The organism is Shewanella sp. SG44-6 (genome assembly GCF_014164185.1).
GTDB classification, from domain to species: domain Bacteria; phylum Pseudomonadota; class Gammaproteobacteria; order Enterobacterales; family Shewanellaceae; genus Shewanella; species Shewanella vesiculosa.
The window spans coordinates 1-15,704 of sequence record NZ_JACJER010000048.1 but is presented as its reverse complement, the minus strand read 5'-3'; the positions used below and the strand labels follow the sequence as shown (position 1 = coordinate 15,704).

Below are 15,704 nucleotides of genomic sequence, written 5' to 3'. Positions count from 1 at the left end.
AATAAGTTGCTTAAATCTTATCAGAGTTAGATTTTTACGGCTAACTTTTGACAAGCTGTTGCACAAGCATTAACGTGAGCCGTCAGTTTCAAATAAGGATTTTTGGTCGAATGTATAAAGCCTTCTATGGATTAAACGATAATCCATTCTCTATTGCGCCTAACCCTCATTATATGTTCTTGAGCGATCGTCATCGCGAAGCGCTGGCACACTTAACTTACGGGTTAGGTGAAACTGGTGGATTTGTATTGTTGACGGGGGAAGTTGGTACCGGGAAAACTACCGTTTCGCGTTGTTTATTACAACAAATACCGGAAAATACAGATACGGCATTTATTCTTAATCCATCACTTACCGAGTTAGAGCTTTTGGCGACATTGTGTGATGAGTTGGAAATTAAGTATGGCGAAAATCCGACCTTAAAACAGCTGACCGATCTCATCAGTACTTACTTACTCACTAATCATAAAAATGCCCGTAATACCGTACTGATTATTGATGAGGCGCAGCATTTGCGTTCTGAGGTGTTAGAGCAGTTGCGTTTGCTGACTAACCTTGAAACCAATACCAAAAAACTGTTGCAGGTCATTTTGATTGGCCAACCAGAGTTACAGCAACTGTTAAAACGCCAAGATCTTCGCCAGTTAGCACAGCGGATCACCGCTCGTTACCATCTATTACCATTGAATAAAGATGAAATTGGCTTATATGTTCTGCACCGTTTACAAGTAGCGGGTCGGCACGAGCCTTTATTTACCCGTAAAGCGATAGCCGCGTTACATAAGCACTCTGGCGGTATTCCACGCTTGACTAACTTATTATGTGAACGAGCGCTAATGGCTGGTTATGGTCAAGCTAAGGTGCCGATTGATCACAAGATGGTTAATCAAGCCGCCGTTGAAGTGTTAGGTGATATTGATGCTCCTAGCGACAAGCGTTGGCCATTTGTTGCAGCAACCGCGCTGGTATTGGCATTTGGTTTGTCGTTTTATCTGTTTAATCGCTCGGCTAATGACGATAGCCTTAACTCCAATACAGCATTAGCTAGCAATCAAACGCAGCAGTCTGTTAATCCTCCAGCGTTAGCCACTATTCCTAGTGCCACAAATCAATCTATTACAGCATCGACATCGCAACTACAAACCAGCCCGCCAGTTGTTAACGCGCAGCAACAGATTTTGCGTCAAGCTATGTTACAAAGCAGTAGCATTGATAATGCTTTTGCCGGGTTATTTGGTTTATGGAATAAACAGCCTATCATTGGTTTATCTGCCTGCCAGGCTGCGCAGCAACAAGATTTAGCCTGTTACCAGCAACAAGGTAATTGGTACAGTATTATGCGGTTAAATTATCCTGCTGTGGTGTATTTGCAAGATGCTCAGGCAAATGTGTTTTATGGGGTGATTGTAGAGCGCCAAGTGGAGCAAATTTTATTGCAATTGGGCGAGCAACAATTCTGGGTCAACAAAGATTGGTTTGATCGTCATTTTAGCGGTACCTTCGAAATTCTATGGCAACCAGACGGTATATTACCCCGTGAAATCGGTCAGTCTTCGAGTTTGGCGCAAGTACAGTGGTTAGAAAATAGCTTAGCGTTAGTCAATAAACGCCGAGCACGCTTACTGACGCAATTCGATGGTGAATTAGAACAGCAATTAATGCAATTTCAGCGTCAGCATGGCCTAAAGCCTGATGGTATTGCTGGCAATCAAACCTTAGTACAACTGAACTTATATTTAAGCCAGCAAGGCCCGCGTTTGAGTGCATCTTCGGAGCGCAGTTAATGTCAATTCTATTAGATGCTGTTAACCGTAAAAAGCAGCAACAAGAAAATATTGTTGATGTTATTTTAACGCCCAGAGCCAATTATTCTCCGCCGCCGAAAATATCAGCCAACACCCGAAAATTCACTCTGCTTGCGTTATCTATTGCGTTTGGTGTTGGTGCGGCTTGGAGCATGAGTTTGTTGCTACATCCTGCAGTGCCTGGTGTGCAAACTGTTGCCTTACCCGTTGAGCGTTACAATGCACAGTTAGCCGTGGCTGATACCGTGGCTGTAGCCCAATCAACCCTATCTGCTGATGCGGTAGCTGCTAATGGATCTCGTGAGCTGCCACGCGGCAATCAGAGTGCCATAGATCAAGGCCATGATGGAGTGCGATTAGCCGGTAAAGTGGCTTTGCCGATTGCGCAACCTCTTGCTCAAAATAGTTATCAATCCTTGGGTACTTTGCAGCGTAATGTTGAGAACACTGCTGCTGAACCTATGGAGTCAGGTTATCAATCGGCATCAGATGTTGAGGCGCGTAATCAGGATTGGGGTCGTAATGACGATGCTCAGGCAATGGCTCAACAAACTGACGATCAACCCCATCAAGTGTCGGGACGCAGTGGGTCTTCTAATCTGACCGATAATGCCGAACCGATTATATTAGGCGCCAATGCTAATCGACGTGGGCAAGCTGAACTAGAATCATTAAGGCTGCAAGTTAATGCTGCGGCTGAAGAGGTCGATTTTGCTTCGGTAAAAGAGCCCTCAATTGATGAGCGCAATAACTTGTTAGCCGCATTTCAAACCGCGCTAAAAGATGTTGAATATGAGCAGTCTGCTAATCAGCAAGTGACGCAGGAAAAGCTCGATCCTATTCCTCGACCTACCAATCTACAAATTCCTAAATATGGTGATTTACCTGCTAGCGTACAGCTACAAGTGCCTGAGTTTAATATTAATGCCCATGTATATTCATCTGAACCAAACAATCGTTGGCTAAATGTCGATGGTGTTGAATTACAGCAGGGCGATATGATTCAGAATAAGCTTACCATTGTTGAGATAAGGCCTAGGGATATAGTGTTAGAAATTAACGGTGAACAATTTAGAGTACCAGCTATTTAGATGCTGCTTTAGCACAAGTATTTCAATCTCGGTTTACCATACTTACCTTAACAAACCTATCGCAACTTCGTTATGTCATTTGTTAGTCTCAATCGATAAATAACACTAAGGCGCTTATTGCGCCTTAGTGTTATTGGTTTAATTAACTCGCCATATTAACCATGAATGTTATTGGCTAAAAACAAGGTTAATCCATAACCGATGCAATAACATAATAGTAATGCTGGTACGTATTTTAAGTAGCTGACAAATGTGAGCTCTTCCACTTTACTCATGGCAATGATGCCTGATGCAGAACCTATGATTAATAACGATCCACCGACACCAACAGAGTAAGTCAGTCCTAACCATTGTGCTGTTGTGAGAACCGGATCGGCTTTTAATAACGCTGCAGTTAATGGCACGTTATCTAACAGGGCAGAACCCACGCCAGTGAAAAAGTTAGAAATACTAGGGTTATACATGCCGTACACTTCGGTTAATAAATGTAAGGTGCCAATTTCTTTAAGCATGCCAACGAGTAACAAGATACCTAAGAAGAACAATAGAGTATCGAATTCAACCTGACGGATATATTCTAATACTTGAACTTCTTCACTTTTACTTTTATTGGTGCGGCCCACTAAGAACATCACCGATAAGCCGAATAAAAAGGTCAATACCGGCGGAATACCAAACAGCACGTTAAGTACCATGGTTAATACTATGGTAGTAAAGAAAATGACTCCGATGACAATATCAACCGTATTGTAATTTTGCTCGATAGGCGTAGTGCTTACATGTCCTTCGGCTTTAAGTGAAAACAATACTGCTAGGACCATGACGCTAATTCCTGCTGGAATAAACAAGATTAACAATTCTGAGATATGCACTTTACCGGCGAGGAAAATCATCAAGGTAGTCACATCACCCGTGATTAATGCCACCCCACCAGAGTTTACCGCAAAGATAATTAACACGGCCATACGGCGGCGCATTTGCTTATCTAAATTAAAGGTTGTTAGTAAACCTAATGACACCAGAGTGGCAGTGACGTTGTCACAAAAAGTCGACAGTACTAATGAGAATAACCCGACTTGCATCATCAACATTCGCACAGAGACTTGCTGCGGAAATATTTTTTGAACCAATACTTGGATCATGCCTTTAGCATTAAGATAGGCTACAAAAGTCATGGTCGACATTAAAAACAACCATAATGTAGCAATTTCTAATAAGTTTTCGTTGAGGTTTTCGCCCACGATTTTACTTTTTTCTGGGCTACCAGAAGCTATGAACAAGGTAATCCAAGCTATACAGCCAAGGAATAGGGTGGTTTTTGCTTTATTTATATGGGTAACTTCTTCGAACACGATACTGAGCAATGCAAGTACCGCAAGTGAGATAAGAAAAGTATGTAGCATGACTGCAATTCCAACTTTGTGTTGTAGGTAATCAACATCATTACCATGAATTTTTGCTAACCTAATTTGGCCCTAGCGTTAAGGTTTAATTAAGCTTTCCGTTTGGCGGGGCGATCACATCACACAACGAGGGATTTCGCAACTGAGATCACAGTTATTTTGCTAATAATCGACCAAAGTAGCGTATAAAAAAGCAATACAGTGAAAAGAAATTGGAGTTTGTTAACACAAATGAAAAGAGGATAAATAACGTGGTTATTTATCCTCTTTATTGTTGCCAAAAGACAGTTTAGCGTAAGCTGTCTGTTGATTTATTTCATTGCAGCAAAAATACGATCAACAGCGGCCAGAGTATATTCAATTTCAGCATCGCCGTGAGCCATTGACATGAAGCCCGCTTCATAAGCACTTGGCGCTAAATAAATACCTTCATCTAACATGGCATGATAGAAATGACGGAAGTGTTCCATGTTGCATTTTGTGACTTGGGCAAACGAGGTCATTGGCGTGTTATCTTCAGTAAAGAAGAAACCAAACATACCACCCACATAAGTAATATTTAATGGAATACCGTGTTTGTCTGCAGCGGCTTTAAAACCTTCTGCAACGCGTTTCGTTTTATCTGCAAGTGCTTCGTATAAACCGGGTTCACACAATGCATCCATTTGGGCTAAACCAGCAGACATCGCAATTGGGTTACCAGATAAGGTACCGGCTTGATAGACAGGGCCAGTTGGTGCAATAAACTGCATGATATCTTTACGGCCACCAAATGCGCCTACAGGCATACCGCCGCCAATGACTTTGCCAAGTGTGGTTAAGTCAGGTGTTACCTTGTAGTGACCTTGTGCGCCACTCATAGAAACGCGGAAACCTGTCATTACTTCATCAATGATTAATAGTGCACCAAACTCATCACACATGGCGCGTAAGCCTTGTAAAAAGCCTTCGACAGGTGGAATACAGTTCATGTTGCCCGCAACCGGCTCAAGGATGATACAGGCGATACTGGTTGGATTTTGTTCGAAGATAGCGCGCACAGAATCAAGATCGTTATAAGTTGCTGTTAATGTGTGCTTAGCAAAATCTTCTGGAATACCAGGTGAGCTTGGTTGCCCTAGGGTTAACGCGCCAGAACCTGCTTTAACTAATAAGCAGTCAGCATGGCCATGGTAGCAACCTTCAAATTTTAAGATATTGTCACGGTTAGTAAAACCACGTGCTAAACGAATCGCACTCATGGTGGCTTCAGTACCTGAACTGACCATTCTAACTTGTTCTATTGATGGCACCATTGATATGACTTTTTCAGCCATTTTAACTTCAAGTTCCGTTGGTGCACCAAACGACAAACCATTTTCAACGGCATCTAACACTGCTTGGCGAATTTTAGGGTGGTTATGACCTAAAATCATCGGTCCCCATGAACCAACATAGTCGATATACTTTTTACCATCGGCATCAAAAATATAAGCACCATCAGCTTTTTCAATGAACAAAGGTGAACCACCTACACCATTAAAAGCTCGTACAGGTGAGTTAACGCCACCAGGGATGGTCTTTTTAGCCTGTTCAAATAAAACCTCGGAACGGGTCATGTCTAATCCTTAATATTGTGTGCCAATTATCTATCGGCTTTACGTGAATACCAGTTTACTGGGCACTCATACTTTTCGAGTTGGTCTTCAACCCCAAGTGTTAATGCAAAAAGTGCCATACGTATAAGTAAGCCGTTATCGGCTTGTCTAAAAATAGCCAAACTTGGGTGGCTGTTTAAATCATTGTCGAGTTCATTTGCTTGCGCGCGTGAATCACGAGGCAATGGATGCATAATCACGGTATTTGACTTGCAGTGTTGCGTATAAATATTGTGATTTAAGCGAAACTTACCTCGGTACTTATTGGCTTCTTCCTGTGATGGGAAGCGCTCTTCTTGAATGCGTGTCAGATATAAAATATCTGCATGATGCAAATTGCCTTCAAGTTGCTCGGTTATTGTGATCTTATGGCCAGCATTTTCAATGTCGGCGATCACATAGTCAGGCATTGATAGTTCAGTTGGCGATATCAAGGTGAATTTAATATCTTTATGCATGCACAGTAAGCGTGATAGTGAATGCACAGTACGACCATATTTTAAATCACCTACCATGGCGATATGCATACCGTCTATGCCCATACCTGAGTGGCTTAACTCTTTCTTGATGGTAAATAAATCGAGTAAGGCTTGAGTAGGGTGTTCATTCGGTCCGTCGCCACCGTTAATTACAGGTACGCGACTGCCTTCGGCAAATTCTTTAACTGAGTATGCGTCTGGATGACGCATGGCAATTACATCCGAATAAGTAGAGAGTACTCTAGCCGTATCGTAAAGTGATTCGCCTTTGGATAATGACGATGATGCCATTCCTGTGGTTTCTCGAACATGTCCGCCAAGTAAATTGAAGGCACAGCCAAAGCTGACACGAGTTCGGGTGCTGGGTTCAAAAAACAGATTGCCTAAAATGGCACCTTCTAATACTTTGGTGCGTTTTTCACGCAAAGCATAAGGTGTCATTTTATTCGCGACGTTGAAAATAGTGTTAATTGAATCCAGATCTAACTGGCTTACTGAAAGGATATGTGAACCTTCGAACTGCGTCATCAGCCTAATTTCCAAAGTTTAGGGGCAAAATATTCACCAGAACAGCATGCTATTTTACCGTATTATTATATAGGGTGTTATAGAGATTATGTCTAGGGTGGCTGAGGCAAAATTGTAGCAGAAAATAACCGCCAGATAAATATAATAACCGTGCTTAACACAGAGATTCACTTGCTGTTATCAAGAACATTGACATGATTTTGGCCGTTAACTTAATCGTGTTTGAAAGACTCATTTATTTGCTCGTGCCGCAGCGAATTAGCCTTAGAACCACTGAGATAACATCTGAAGCTGTAATTTGCTCAAGCACCTCATATGGAGCGACAAGTGAGGATTAAGCCGCACTTTGTCACACTATTGAGGACTAATGAGCTCAAAGAGGTTGGATTAAATTTGCCCTGAGCGAATTTCTTGCAATAAATTCGCCCAACTGATCACCCCAACAACTTTTTGCGTGTTATCACGATAGATATACACTTCGCCAGATCGTTTTGGGAGCAGTGCTTCATAAGCTTCATTTAAGGTGGCGCTGTCAGGTAGTCCGGGCATGAGATGACGCGATAGGGTGGTTGAATCTTCAAAGGATTGCATTTCAAGTCGCAACATTTCAATTTCGCCTTCAGCATTTCTAACTAATACTGGGCGGCCAGCAGCGCGTTTAAGTACTTCAAGCAGTAGTTCGTCATCATCGTTAACAATCACGAAGCGTTTATCCATCAGTACTCTAACGCCTTTCTTTTGTAACCCTTGATTCAGTGGGGCAACCTTATAGCCTAAGCCCATAATATCCAGTTGTTTAAGTAGGATAGAATGAGTATTAAATCCCTGGTATGCCACTAAAAATGCTGGAATGGTGACAAACATCGCCGGTAAGATAATCGACGCATCGTTGGTTAATTCAAGCAGCGCAACTAATGCAGCTAGAGGGGCACTCAGACAAACCCCCATCATTGCTGTCATGCCAATGACAGTATATAAACCCACATAAGGTGCGATGGATGGAAACAGTAAACTGCTGACTAAGGCTAAGATAGCCCCAACTAATGCGCCAATACCATAGAGTGGGCCAATTAATCCGCCGGGGACACCAAAGCCAATAGCGGCGATGGTGGCCAAGATTTTTGCCAACAACAGTGCAATTAAAAACAGTAAACTAGGATGCTCACTAATGGCTTCTTTAATTGCCAGATCACCAGAACCTAGAGCTTGTGGCAGCAACAGCGCCACAAACGAAGTAATCACACCCGCAATAAGCAGTCGATAAATTAACGGCCATTGCTGACCTGTCGCGGTTACTTTTAGCAGTGAATAGTTAAACAACGCAGCGACACAGCCTAAAGCAAGGCCGCCAATCAGCAAAATAGGATATTGATCCAATGGAATATGAATGACATTAATCAATTCATATTCATGAATATTACCAAACACTAATTGACTGGATACCGCGCCGCAAATGGCTGAAAGCATGATTGGGAAGAAATAATGGATTTTGTATTCGCGCACAATCACTTCAAATACAAATAATACCGCAGCAAGCGGTGCATTGAAGGTTGCAGCAATGCCGGCAGCAATACCACTGGCACACATAATGCGCACGCTATTGTCTGGTAATGAAAACTTCTCGGCCATAACACTGGCACTTACTGCACCTAAGTGAATTGCAGGGCCTTCTTTACCGACAGAAAAATTAGCCATTAAGGCGATTAATGCTTGAAAAAACTGTCCAGCAGCAGATTGAAGCGGTACCTTACCGTAATGTAATTTGAACCGGTGAAGTACATAGGCAATCCCCATGCGCCGATAGCGTTTTGAGCCCAATAAAGACAGTAGCCAAATGAGTAATGCGCCGATAATCGGTAAGTAAGATCGCCAATTAGTTAAGGTTGAGCTTAAGGTTAAGCTATCTGAATGCAGGTATTGATCTGCCCACACTAGGCTTAAACGGAATAAGATAATCACCACAGAAGCTATGATGGCAAACAGCAGCGCCAGTGCACCAAGTTGCACACTAATTTTAGCCTGAGATAACTTATCTCTAAATTCGTTACGTAGATATTTGCGCGTCGTTCTTTTGGCGTGAATAATAGCGGCTTTATTTATCTTAAATCGCACGGTTTGACTCTAAGGCCTGTTGATATGTTAAGGGTGTTTTGTGCAGCTGTTTATTGATCGTTTGATAACGCGCTAGTGTCATGTTATTACTCTCCATCAATAGGACTAACCGCTTAATACATGCTGGCTGCATATCTGATTTAACACAGTTAATAGGCTAAAAAGGGTTATTGGGCTCGCTAAATATTAGCATTATAACCTTGTGTAATACGGGTATGATTTGCACAAAACGTTAACTAGGGCACAAAAATAAACCCAAGAAAAATATGCTTCGCCAAGCATACTGTATTTTATTAAAAGGTTGTAACTTAATGTTAAATTATCACCGTTGGTTAGATAGACTGCAAGTTTTAGAACGTAAAAATAGGACATCAAGCATATACTTGATTGGTTTAATGTTAGTGTGTTTTTTATTGGGAGCAATAAGTTTTAATTTATGGCTTTCATTTGCACCAGAGGCTACGCCGAATAGTGCCAGTGGCAAGCGTAAATTGTTACAACAACTGGAGGAACAGGCGCAAGTGCTTGCCAGTCGTAATTTAGCATTAAGCATTGCTGAAAATGCCAATAAAGAAATGCAAGATATGTTTAGCCAACAATTATCAGATCAAAAAGCGTTAGAGAAAGAATTAGCGTTTTATCGCAGTATAATGGTGACTGATTCTGGTGTTGAAGGCGTGTCTATTCATGGGGTGGAATTAGCCCAGGGTGTGGCGGCTGGTCAATATCAATTGCGATTAATTCTCACTCAGTTGCAAAAACACCAAGTTAAAGTGAAGACGAGTTCGACGGTATTGTTGCTAGGTACACAAAATGATCAGCCAGCTGAGCTGTCTTTGAGCAAATTAATCAATAAAAAACTGGATTTTGAATTTAATTATTTTCAAATTATAGATAACAATTTTGAACTTCCAGTGGGATTTAATCTTCAACGAATCATGGTCAAAGTGAAGGTGGCTGCTCGTCGTGGTGTCAAAGGTGGCGAGATTGAGCAAGTCTATAATGTACCAGAGCTGTTGATGGGTGAAAAAGAACTGCGGGTAATACTTGAACAAAATAGTCAGGTAAAGGATAATTCTCCTCAGAAACCGAAGTAAGAGGTAGTAATGACTGAACAAGTTGATACATCAATGCCGATCCAATTTACCGATGCGGCGGCGATAAAAGTAAAAGGTCTGTTAGAAGAAGAACAGAATCCTGAATTAAAACTGCGTGTGTATGTAACAGGTGGTGGTTGCTCTGGTTTTCAGTATGGCTTTACATTCGATGAGAAAGTCAACGAAGGTGATTTCACCATTGAGAAACAAGGTGTGCAATTGGTTGTTGATCCAATGAGTCTTCAGTACCTTGTTGGTGGTGAAGTCGATTATACATCGGGTCTTGAAGGTTCACGTTTTTTTGTTAAAAATCCTAATGCGACCACAACATGTGGCTGCGGAGCGAGTTTCTCGGTGTAATGCGCGTTATTACAGTGATTAACCTGTCTGGGGACATGTAATCGAATAGCTAACAAAAAGCCGTCTTTCGACGGCTTTTTTGATGTCTATATTGTACCGATACACCCAAAACTAACTGCTCATAATATTAAAATTCATCCGCGGTTTAAACCACGCCTTCACTTTTGCATTAAAGCTAATCCACACTTGAATGATCCCCAGCGCAATAAGCACAGAGTAGATAACCCAATCAGCAACAACGGTTTGAAACAAACCAAAATCAAACGTGGTTGGACCGGCAACTAAATTGTCGGGGTCATACATAATGATTGGCAGTACGCTGTATAACAAAAGTTGCAGTACACAATACACCCGCAGAAGATATAAGCCTGCTTTTTGGCGGCCGATTATTGCGAGCACCATCATTAAGGTTAATATGCATAACATTGCACTTAACTCAGACAAGGAGTTGGCAGCATATAGCCCGCTGATGGCCGACAAGGTGTAAACGATCATCAAGCCAATTAGCCGTTTTGGTAAATGTGGCTTTGCAACGCTGTGAGCCTGGTCTGCGTGGTTGGTTTCAGAGTTGGTATCGGTCATCAAATTAATGCTTTTGTTGTTTCTTTGGCAAAATTCGTTCATTCATTTCAAAAGGAGGAACCACAACACCTAAGTCTTCTTGAACGGGGAAAACCGCGATAAATAAGTCATCATCTTCCATACCGCTTACCCAACGTTCTTGAAACTCGTCAAGTGGAATCGCTAATGGCTCGCAGTCTTTCCATTCATCAACAGCCCATAGTGCGGCAGTCTCTTCAGATGGCCACATTGGAATACAGTCTTCATCTTCAGTGGTCAGCATGACACAACCATCTTGATCTTGAAGTGTCCAAATAATTTTTTCAGCTTTAATCTGATCAACCATATAATCATAACGACCTTCTGGAGTTAGATTCATTAGTTCAGATACAGTTTTGGTTTTATTGCTCATATTGACTCTCATCTTAAGTTTTGGCTTTGCTCAATTTTAAACAATTAAGCAAATTTGTGGGCATCATAACATTGAGGCCACAATTGCAAAAGTAAACCACGCATTTTGGTGTGTTTATCTCGCCTTGAAACGCCCACCTAGCACAGCAGCGCGTGACGCGCCCGTAACAGCGGGTAAGTTAGCGGGTAAATCATGGTGATAACGCATGGCTAACCAGGCAAAGGCAATGCCTTCAACCCATTTTGCATCCACACCTAACGCGCTGGTGGTAGCGACTTTATAATGGGGAACCAAGATGGCTAGTCGTTGCATTAAGGCTTTATTTAATGCTCCGCCACCACAGACAAATAATTCACCTGTCGGTGCCAGTTTATTTATGTCGTTGGCAATACTGTGGCAGGTAAGATCAAGTAGGGTAGATTGAATATCTTCTTGATCTAAATGACTATAGTCAGCGATTTGTTGCTCAAGCCATGCTTGATTAAATAGCTCTCTACCAGTACTTTTTGGGTAAGCTAACGAAAAGTAAGAGTGCGATAATAGCTGTTTGAGTAAGACAGGATTACTGGTTCCGGAGTCTGCCCAAGCACCATCCTCATCAAAAGGAAGGTTCAAGTTTTGTTGAATAAAGGCATCGATTAGGTTGTTACCCGGACCGGTATCGAAGCCTAATACTTGCTCACTATTACCAGGTAAATAGGTTACGTTGGCAATTCCACCTATGTTTAAAATCACTCTAGAGTGACCTTGGCGAGCAAATACTTGCTGGTGAAATGCTGGAACTAACGGTGCCCCTTGGCCGCCAAGGGCAATATCTTTACGTCTAAAGTCAGCAATGACATCGATATTAGTTTCAATAGCAATGGTATTAGGATCGCCAATTTGCAATGTAAAACCCATTTCTAAATTAGGCATATGACGCACAGTTTGTCCGTGTGATCCTATGGCTATAACCTCATCGGCAGTGACAGTTGTTTTAGCCAATAAGTGATTAACCGCTTGTGCAAACAGTTTACCAACGCTGCGATCGAGTCGACCGAGGCGGTTTATTTCATCTGTTGCTGGCTGGCATAAACGTTGTAAACCACTTAATAAATGTGCTGGTATTGCTTCGGTATGGCTGGCAACTAAAATAGGATGATCAGTTGAAAAATCAACCAACACCGCATCAACACCATCCATGCTTGTGCCTGACATTAGACCGATAAAGTATTCTGGCTTAGACATGAGGTAACTCTCTGTGAATGGCAATATTAGGCTATTAATTACTTGCCAATTGCTGTTGTTGATTTGATTTTAGCTGAGCCATCAATTGTTTACTGAGTGCCGTAAATTTATTTTTCTCTTTACGATCAATCGGCATTGATTTAGGTAAGTCGATGGTTCGTGGATTGCGATGAACGCCATTTACAATGAATTCATAATGTAAGTGAGCACCGGTGACTCGGCCTGTTTTACCTAAGGTACCGATTATTTGGCCTTGTTTAACCGTTTCACCACGGTTTACTTTACGCTTAGTTAAATGCAAATACTTAGTGGTGTAGGTTTCGTTGTGCTTAATGAATACATAGTTGCCATTAAACTGGTTATAACCGGCCTCAACCACTTTACCTTTACCCGCGGCTTTAATCGGTGTACCAATGGCGGCCACATAGTCTACGCCGCGGTGGGCTTTAATTTGCCCCGTTACTGGGTGTAAACGACGAGGATTAAAGTTAGAACTGACATATTTAAAGTCTACTGGCGAGCGTAAAAATGCTTTGCGCATACTACTGCCATCTTCTGAATAATATTCTCCGTCGGTATACCGTACGGCGGTGTAACGCTCCCCTTGGTTAAAAAACTCCGCGGCGAGAATATTGCCATTACGTAAAAATTGGCCATCGGCGTATTCTTGTTCAAACAATAATGAAAAATGATCGCCTTTACGGATATCAAGCGCGAAATCGACGTCCCAGCCAAAGATATTGGCCAATTCCATAATGTGATTACCCGATAAACCGGCATCCGCCGCAGCATTCCAAAAGTTACTTTTAATATTGGCGGTAATAAATGAGGTACGATTTTCGATTTCTTTGGTGTTGACGGTTTCTTTATATTGCTCATTGTGATGACTGATCACTAATGTCGACACTTTGTCCATTCGATAGGTTAATTCTTGTAATTCACCTTGGGCATTTTTACTAATGGCAATTTCTTCGCCGGGCATAATCTTGAGCAAATTCTTTTTGGCTAACGGTAATTGGGTAATGTCGTAGACGTCTTTAGCGCTGAGTCCAGCACGGCTAAATAAGCCGCCCAATGTATCGCCTTTAACAACTTCATAGTATTCAACGCTATTATCATCGTTAGCGACCTCTTGCTTTAACTTGGCTTTTTGATTAGCCACTTGCTGGTCGATATCATTGATCATACCGTCAATATCAGAACTGCTGGTTTGCAACATCGAAAGGTGTTGAGCAAAGGCTTCGTCATCTGCCGTTTCACCGCTGTTGGTATTGTCGCTATTGTCGCTGTCATCTTTTGATAGGAGTTCATCAGACTTTTCGGCATCAATATTATCATTACTATTTGGTGCTGTAGGCGTGCGAAAGGCAAGTGGAATGGCATAACGCTTGTTGATTTCTATGTCTGGTTGCTCAGTTGATTGGCTCATCAATTGGGTTTGTTTAGATGCTTGAGCGTCTTCCGATGGGAACATCAGAATAAATGTCGTTAAAATCACTAATAAAGATAATGTGATTTGATGTGCTTTTGGCAGCAATGTGAATAAAGTAAGAAGCTTTGCCATTGACTCTGTTACCAATTTCTCTATCTCGTTGTTATCTGCTAAGTGTACACTCTTTCATTTGCTGTGGCTAACAAGTAACATAGAGCTCTTTATTTTTTGTGCAAGCCCTGGGAGTTGCAGTAGAGATGGCGAATTTAGATCAAGTATTGGCAGAGATTAAGCGCGGTACCGATGAGATATTACTTGAAGCGGATTTGCTTGAGAAACTGAAAGAAGGGCGTCCATTACGCATCAAGTTAGGCGCAGACCCTACCGCTCCAGATATTCACTTAGGTCATACGGTTATTTTGAACAAAATGCGTACTTTTCAAGAGTTAGGTCACGAAGTGATTTTCTTGATTGGTGACTTTACCGGTATGGTCGGCGACCCTAGCGGTAAAAACAGTACTCGTCCGCCATTGACCCGTGAGCAAGTGCTTGCTAACGCAGAAACCTACAAAGAACAGGTTTATAAAATTTTAGACCCAGCAAAAACGCGTATCGAATTCAACTCTAGCTGGTTAGAGCCATTAGGTGCCGCGGGTATGATCCGTTTAGCTTCACAGCAAACGGTTGCTCGTATGATGGAGCGTGACGACTTTAAAAAGCGCTATGCATCAGGTCAATCTATTGCGATTCATGAATTTATGTATCCTTTATTGCAAGGTTACGATTCAGTTGCATTGCAAGCCGATGTTGAATTAGGTGGAACTGATCAAAAGTTTAACCTGCTTATGGGTCGCGAACTGCAAAAGTCAGAAGGCCAAAAGCCGCAAACTGTTATCATGATGCCATTGCTTGAAGGTTTAGACGGCGTTAAAAAAATGTCTAAATCGGCCCACAACTACATAGGTGTGAGTGAGCCTGCAAATGAAATGTTTGGTAAAATCATGTCGATTTCAGATGATTTGATGTGGCGTTATCTTGAATTATTGTCATTCCGTCCATTAACTGAATTAGCCCAGTTTAAACTAGACGTTGAAAATGGCACTAATCCTCGCGATATCAAGATTTTATTAGCCAAAGAAATTATTGCTCGTTTCCATGATGAAGCCCAAGCAGAAACTGCACATCAAGCGTTTATCGATCGCTTTCAAAAAGGTGCCATTCCAGATGACATCGAAGAAGTCATTTTAGAAGCCGGTGAAGGCTTAGCGATTGCTAACTTACTCAAAGATGCCGGTCTTGTTGGCTCTACATCTGATGGTATGCGGATGATCAAGCAAGGTGCGGTTAAAATGGATGGCGAAAAAGTGGAAGACAGTCGCATCAGTTTTAATGCTGGTCTTGAAGCGGTATTCCAGGTTGGTAAGCGAAAATTTGCTAAAGTTATCTTGAAATAATTTTTACGAAATCAATAAAAAACGGCTTATTAACTAAGCCGTTTTTTTATGTCTGATACGTAATGAAATCGATATCACTGAAGCCATATAACACAGCCAATTAAAG

General features: G+C 41.8%; 13 protein-coding genes. 5 read left to right on the top strand and 8 right to left on the bottom strand.

What is annotated here, in order from left to right; genetic code table 11:
* The first annotated feature begins 110 nt into the window (after positions 1-110).
* Positions 111-1,784: an ExeA family protein gene (locus H5185_RS10520; RefSeq protein WP_182742062.1), complete on the top strand. Its 1,674-nt coding sequence runs from the start codon at positions 111-113 to the stop codon at positions 1,782-1,784.
* Positions 1,784-2,896: a general secretion pathway protein GspB gene (locus tag H5185_RS10515; RefSeq protein ID WP_182742061.1), complete on the top strand. Its 1,113-nt coding sequence runs from the start codon at positions 1,784-1,786 to the stop codon at positions 2,894-2,896. Before H5185_RS10520 ends, H5185_RS10515 begins: the two co-directional genes overlap by 1 nt.
* Before the next feature lie 155 nt (positions 2,897-3,051).
* Here H5185_RS10515 and nhaD read toward each other — a convergent pair whose 3' ends face one another.
* The 4 genes from nhaD to H5185_RS10495 all read right to left on the bottom strand — a co-directional run bounded on the left by nhaD (position 3,052) and on the right by H5185_RS10495 (position 9,055).
* Positions 3,052-4,299, bottom strand: coding sequence for a sodium:proton antiporter NhaD (gene nhaD, locus H5185_RS10510; RefSeq protein WP_124017063.1), 1,248 nt, complete (start codon positions 4,297-4,299; stop codon positions 3,052-3,054).
* A 311-nt stretch (positions 4,300-4,610) separates the two neighbouring features.
* Positions 4,611-5,897 (bottom strand): glutamate-1-semialdehyde 2,1-aminomutase, encoded by a 1,287-nt coding sequence (gene hemL / locus H5185_RS10505; protein ID WP_182698309.1) that lies wholly within the window; start codon positions 5,895-5,897, stop codon positions 4,611-4,613.
* A 26-nt stretch (positions 5,898-5,923) separates the two neighbouring features.
* Positions 5,924-6,943 carry an aspartate carbamoyltransferase gene (locus H5185_RS10500; RefSeq protein WP_182722511.1) on the bottom strand — a complete coding sequence of 340 codons (1,020 nt, stop codon included), beginning with the start codon at positions 6,941-6,943 and terminating at the stop codon, positions 5,924-5,926.
* A gap of 387 nt (positions 6,944-7,330) precedes the next feature.
* A complete protein-coding gene (locus tag H5185_RS10495; protein ID WP_182742060.1) occupies positions 7,331-9,055 on the bottom strand; it encodes a chloride channel protein in 1,725 nt (574 codons plus the stop codon).
* A 311-nt stretch (positions 9,056-9,366) separates the two neighbouring features.
* Between H5185_RS10495 and H5185_RS10490 the strand changes: the two genes are divergently transcribed.
* Both H5185_RS10490 and erpA read left to right on the top strand, forming a co-directional pair.
* Positions 9,367-10,152 carry a DUF6776 family protein gene (locus H5185_RS10490; protein ID WP_182698310.1) on the top strand — a complete coding sequence of 262 codons (786 nt, stop codon included), beginning with the start codon at positions 9,367-9,369 and terminating at the stop codon, positions 10,150-10,152.
* Between the two features lie 9 nt (positions 10,153-10,161).
* Positions 10,162-10,512, top strand: a complete 351-nt coding sequence (erpA, locus tag H5185_RS10485; RefSeq protein ID WP_182742059.1) for an iron-sulfur cluster insertion protein ErpA — start codon at positions 10,162-10,164, stop codon at positions 10,510-10,512.
* Positions 10,513-10,623: 111 nt separating this feature from the next.
* Here erpA and H5185_RS10480 read toward each other — a convergent pair whose 3' ends face one another.
* The 4 genes from H5185_RS10480 to H5185_RS10465 all read right to left on the bottom strand — a co-directional run bounded on the left by H5185_RS10480 (position 10,624) and on the right by H5185_RS10465 (position 14,276).
* Entirely contained in the window at positions 10,624-11,094 is a 471-nt protein-coding gene (locus H5185_RS10480; RefSeq protein WP_124017069.1) for a hypothetical protein, read from the bottom strand.
* Positions 11,095-11,098: 4 nt separating this feature from the next.
* On the bottom strand, positions 11,099-11,485 hold the full coding sequence (locus tag H5185_RS10475; RefSeq protein WP_165870124.1) for a DUF2750 domain-containing protein: 387 nt from the start codon (positions 11,483-11,485) through the stop codon (positions 11,099-11,101).
* A 114-nt stretch (positions 11,486-11,599) separates the two neighbouring features.
* Entirely contained in the window at positions 11,600-12,712 is a 1,113-nt protein-coding gene (locus H5185_RS10470; protein ID WP_182742058.1) for an anhydro-N-acetylmuramic acid kinase, read from the bottom strand.
* Positions 12,713-12,746: 34 nt separating this feature from the next.
* Positions 12,747-14,276 (bottom strand): peptidoglycan DD-metalloendopeptidase family protein, encoded by a 1,530-nt coding sequence (locus H5185_RS10465; RefSeq protein ID WP_182742057.1) that lies wholly within the window; start codon positions 14,274-14,276, stop codon positions 12,747-12,749.
* Between the two features lie 125 nt (positions 14,277-14,401).
* Between H5185_RS10465 and tyrS the strand changes: the two genes are divergently transcribed.
* Positions 14,402-15,598 carry a tyrosine--tRNA ligase gene (tyrS, locus tag H5185_RS10460; RefSeq protein WP_182742056.1) on the top strand — a complete coding sequence of 399 codons (1,197 nt, stop codon included), beginning with the start codon at positions 14,402-14,404 and terminating at the stop codon, positions 15,596-15,598.
* The last annotated feature ends 106 nt before the right edge of the window (positions 15,599-15,704 follow it).

What these genes read in the sequence shown, in the direction of transcription:
- H5185_RS10470 (WP_182742058.1), bottom strand. Translation starts at nt 12,712, where the DNA reads ATGTCTAAGCCAGAATACTTTATCGGTCTAATGTCAGGCACAAGCATG.
- erpA (WP_182742059.1), top strand. Translation starts at nt 10,162, where the DNA reads ATGACTGAACAAGTTGATACATCAATGCCGATCCAATTTACCGATGCG.
- H5185_RS10520 (WP_182742062.1), top strand. Translation starts at nt 111, where the DNA reads ATGTATAAAGCCTTCTATGGATTAAACGATAATCCATTCTCTATTGCG.
- hemL (WP_182698309.1), bottom strand. Translation starts at nt 5,897, where the DNA reads ATGACCCGTTCCGAGGTTTTATTTGAACAGGCTAAAAAGACCATCCCT.
- tyrS (WP_182742056.1), top strand. Translation starts at nt 14,402, where the DNA reads ATGGCGAATTTAGATCAAGTATTGGCAGAGATTAAGCGCGGTACCGAT.
- H5185_RS10465 (WP_182742057.1), bottom strand. Translation starts at nt 14,276, where the DNA reads ATGGCAAAGCTTCTTACTTTATTCACATTGCTGCCAAAAGCACATCAA.
- H5185_RS10500 (WP_182722511.1), bottom strand. Translation starts at nt 6,943, where the DNA reads ATGACGCAGTTCGAAGGTTCACATATCCTTTCAGTAAGCCAGTTAGAT.
- H5185_RS10480 (WP_124017069.1), bottom strand. Translation starts at nt 11,094, where the DNA reads ATGACCGATACCAACTCTGAAACCAACCACGCAGACCAGGCTCACAGC.
- H5185_RS10475 (WP_165870124.1), bottom strand. Translation starts at nt 11,485, where the DNA reads ATGAGCAATAAAACCAAAACTGTATCTGAACTAATGAATCTAACTCCA.
- H5185_RS10490 (WP_182698310.1), top strand. Translation starts at nt 9,367, where the DNA reads ATGTTAAATTATCACCGTTGGTTAGATAGACTGCAAGTTTTAGAACGT.
- nhaD (WP_124017063.1), bottom strand. Translation starts at nt 4,299, where the DNA reads ATGCTACATACTTTTCTTATCTCACTTGCGGTACTTGCATTGCTCAGT.
- H5185_RS10515 (WP_182742061.1), top strand. Translation starts at nt 1,784, where the DNA reads ATGTCAATTCTATTAGATGCTGTTAACCGTAAAAAGCAGCAACAAGAA.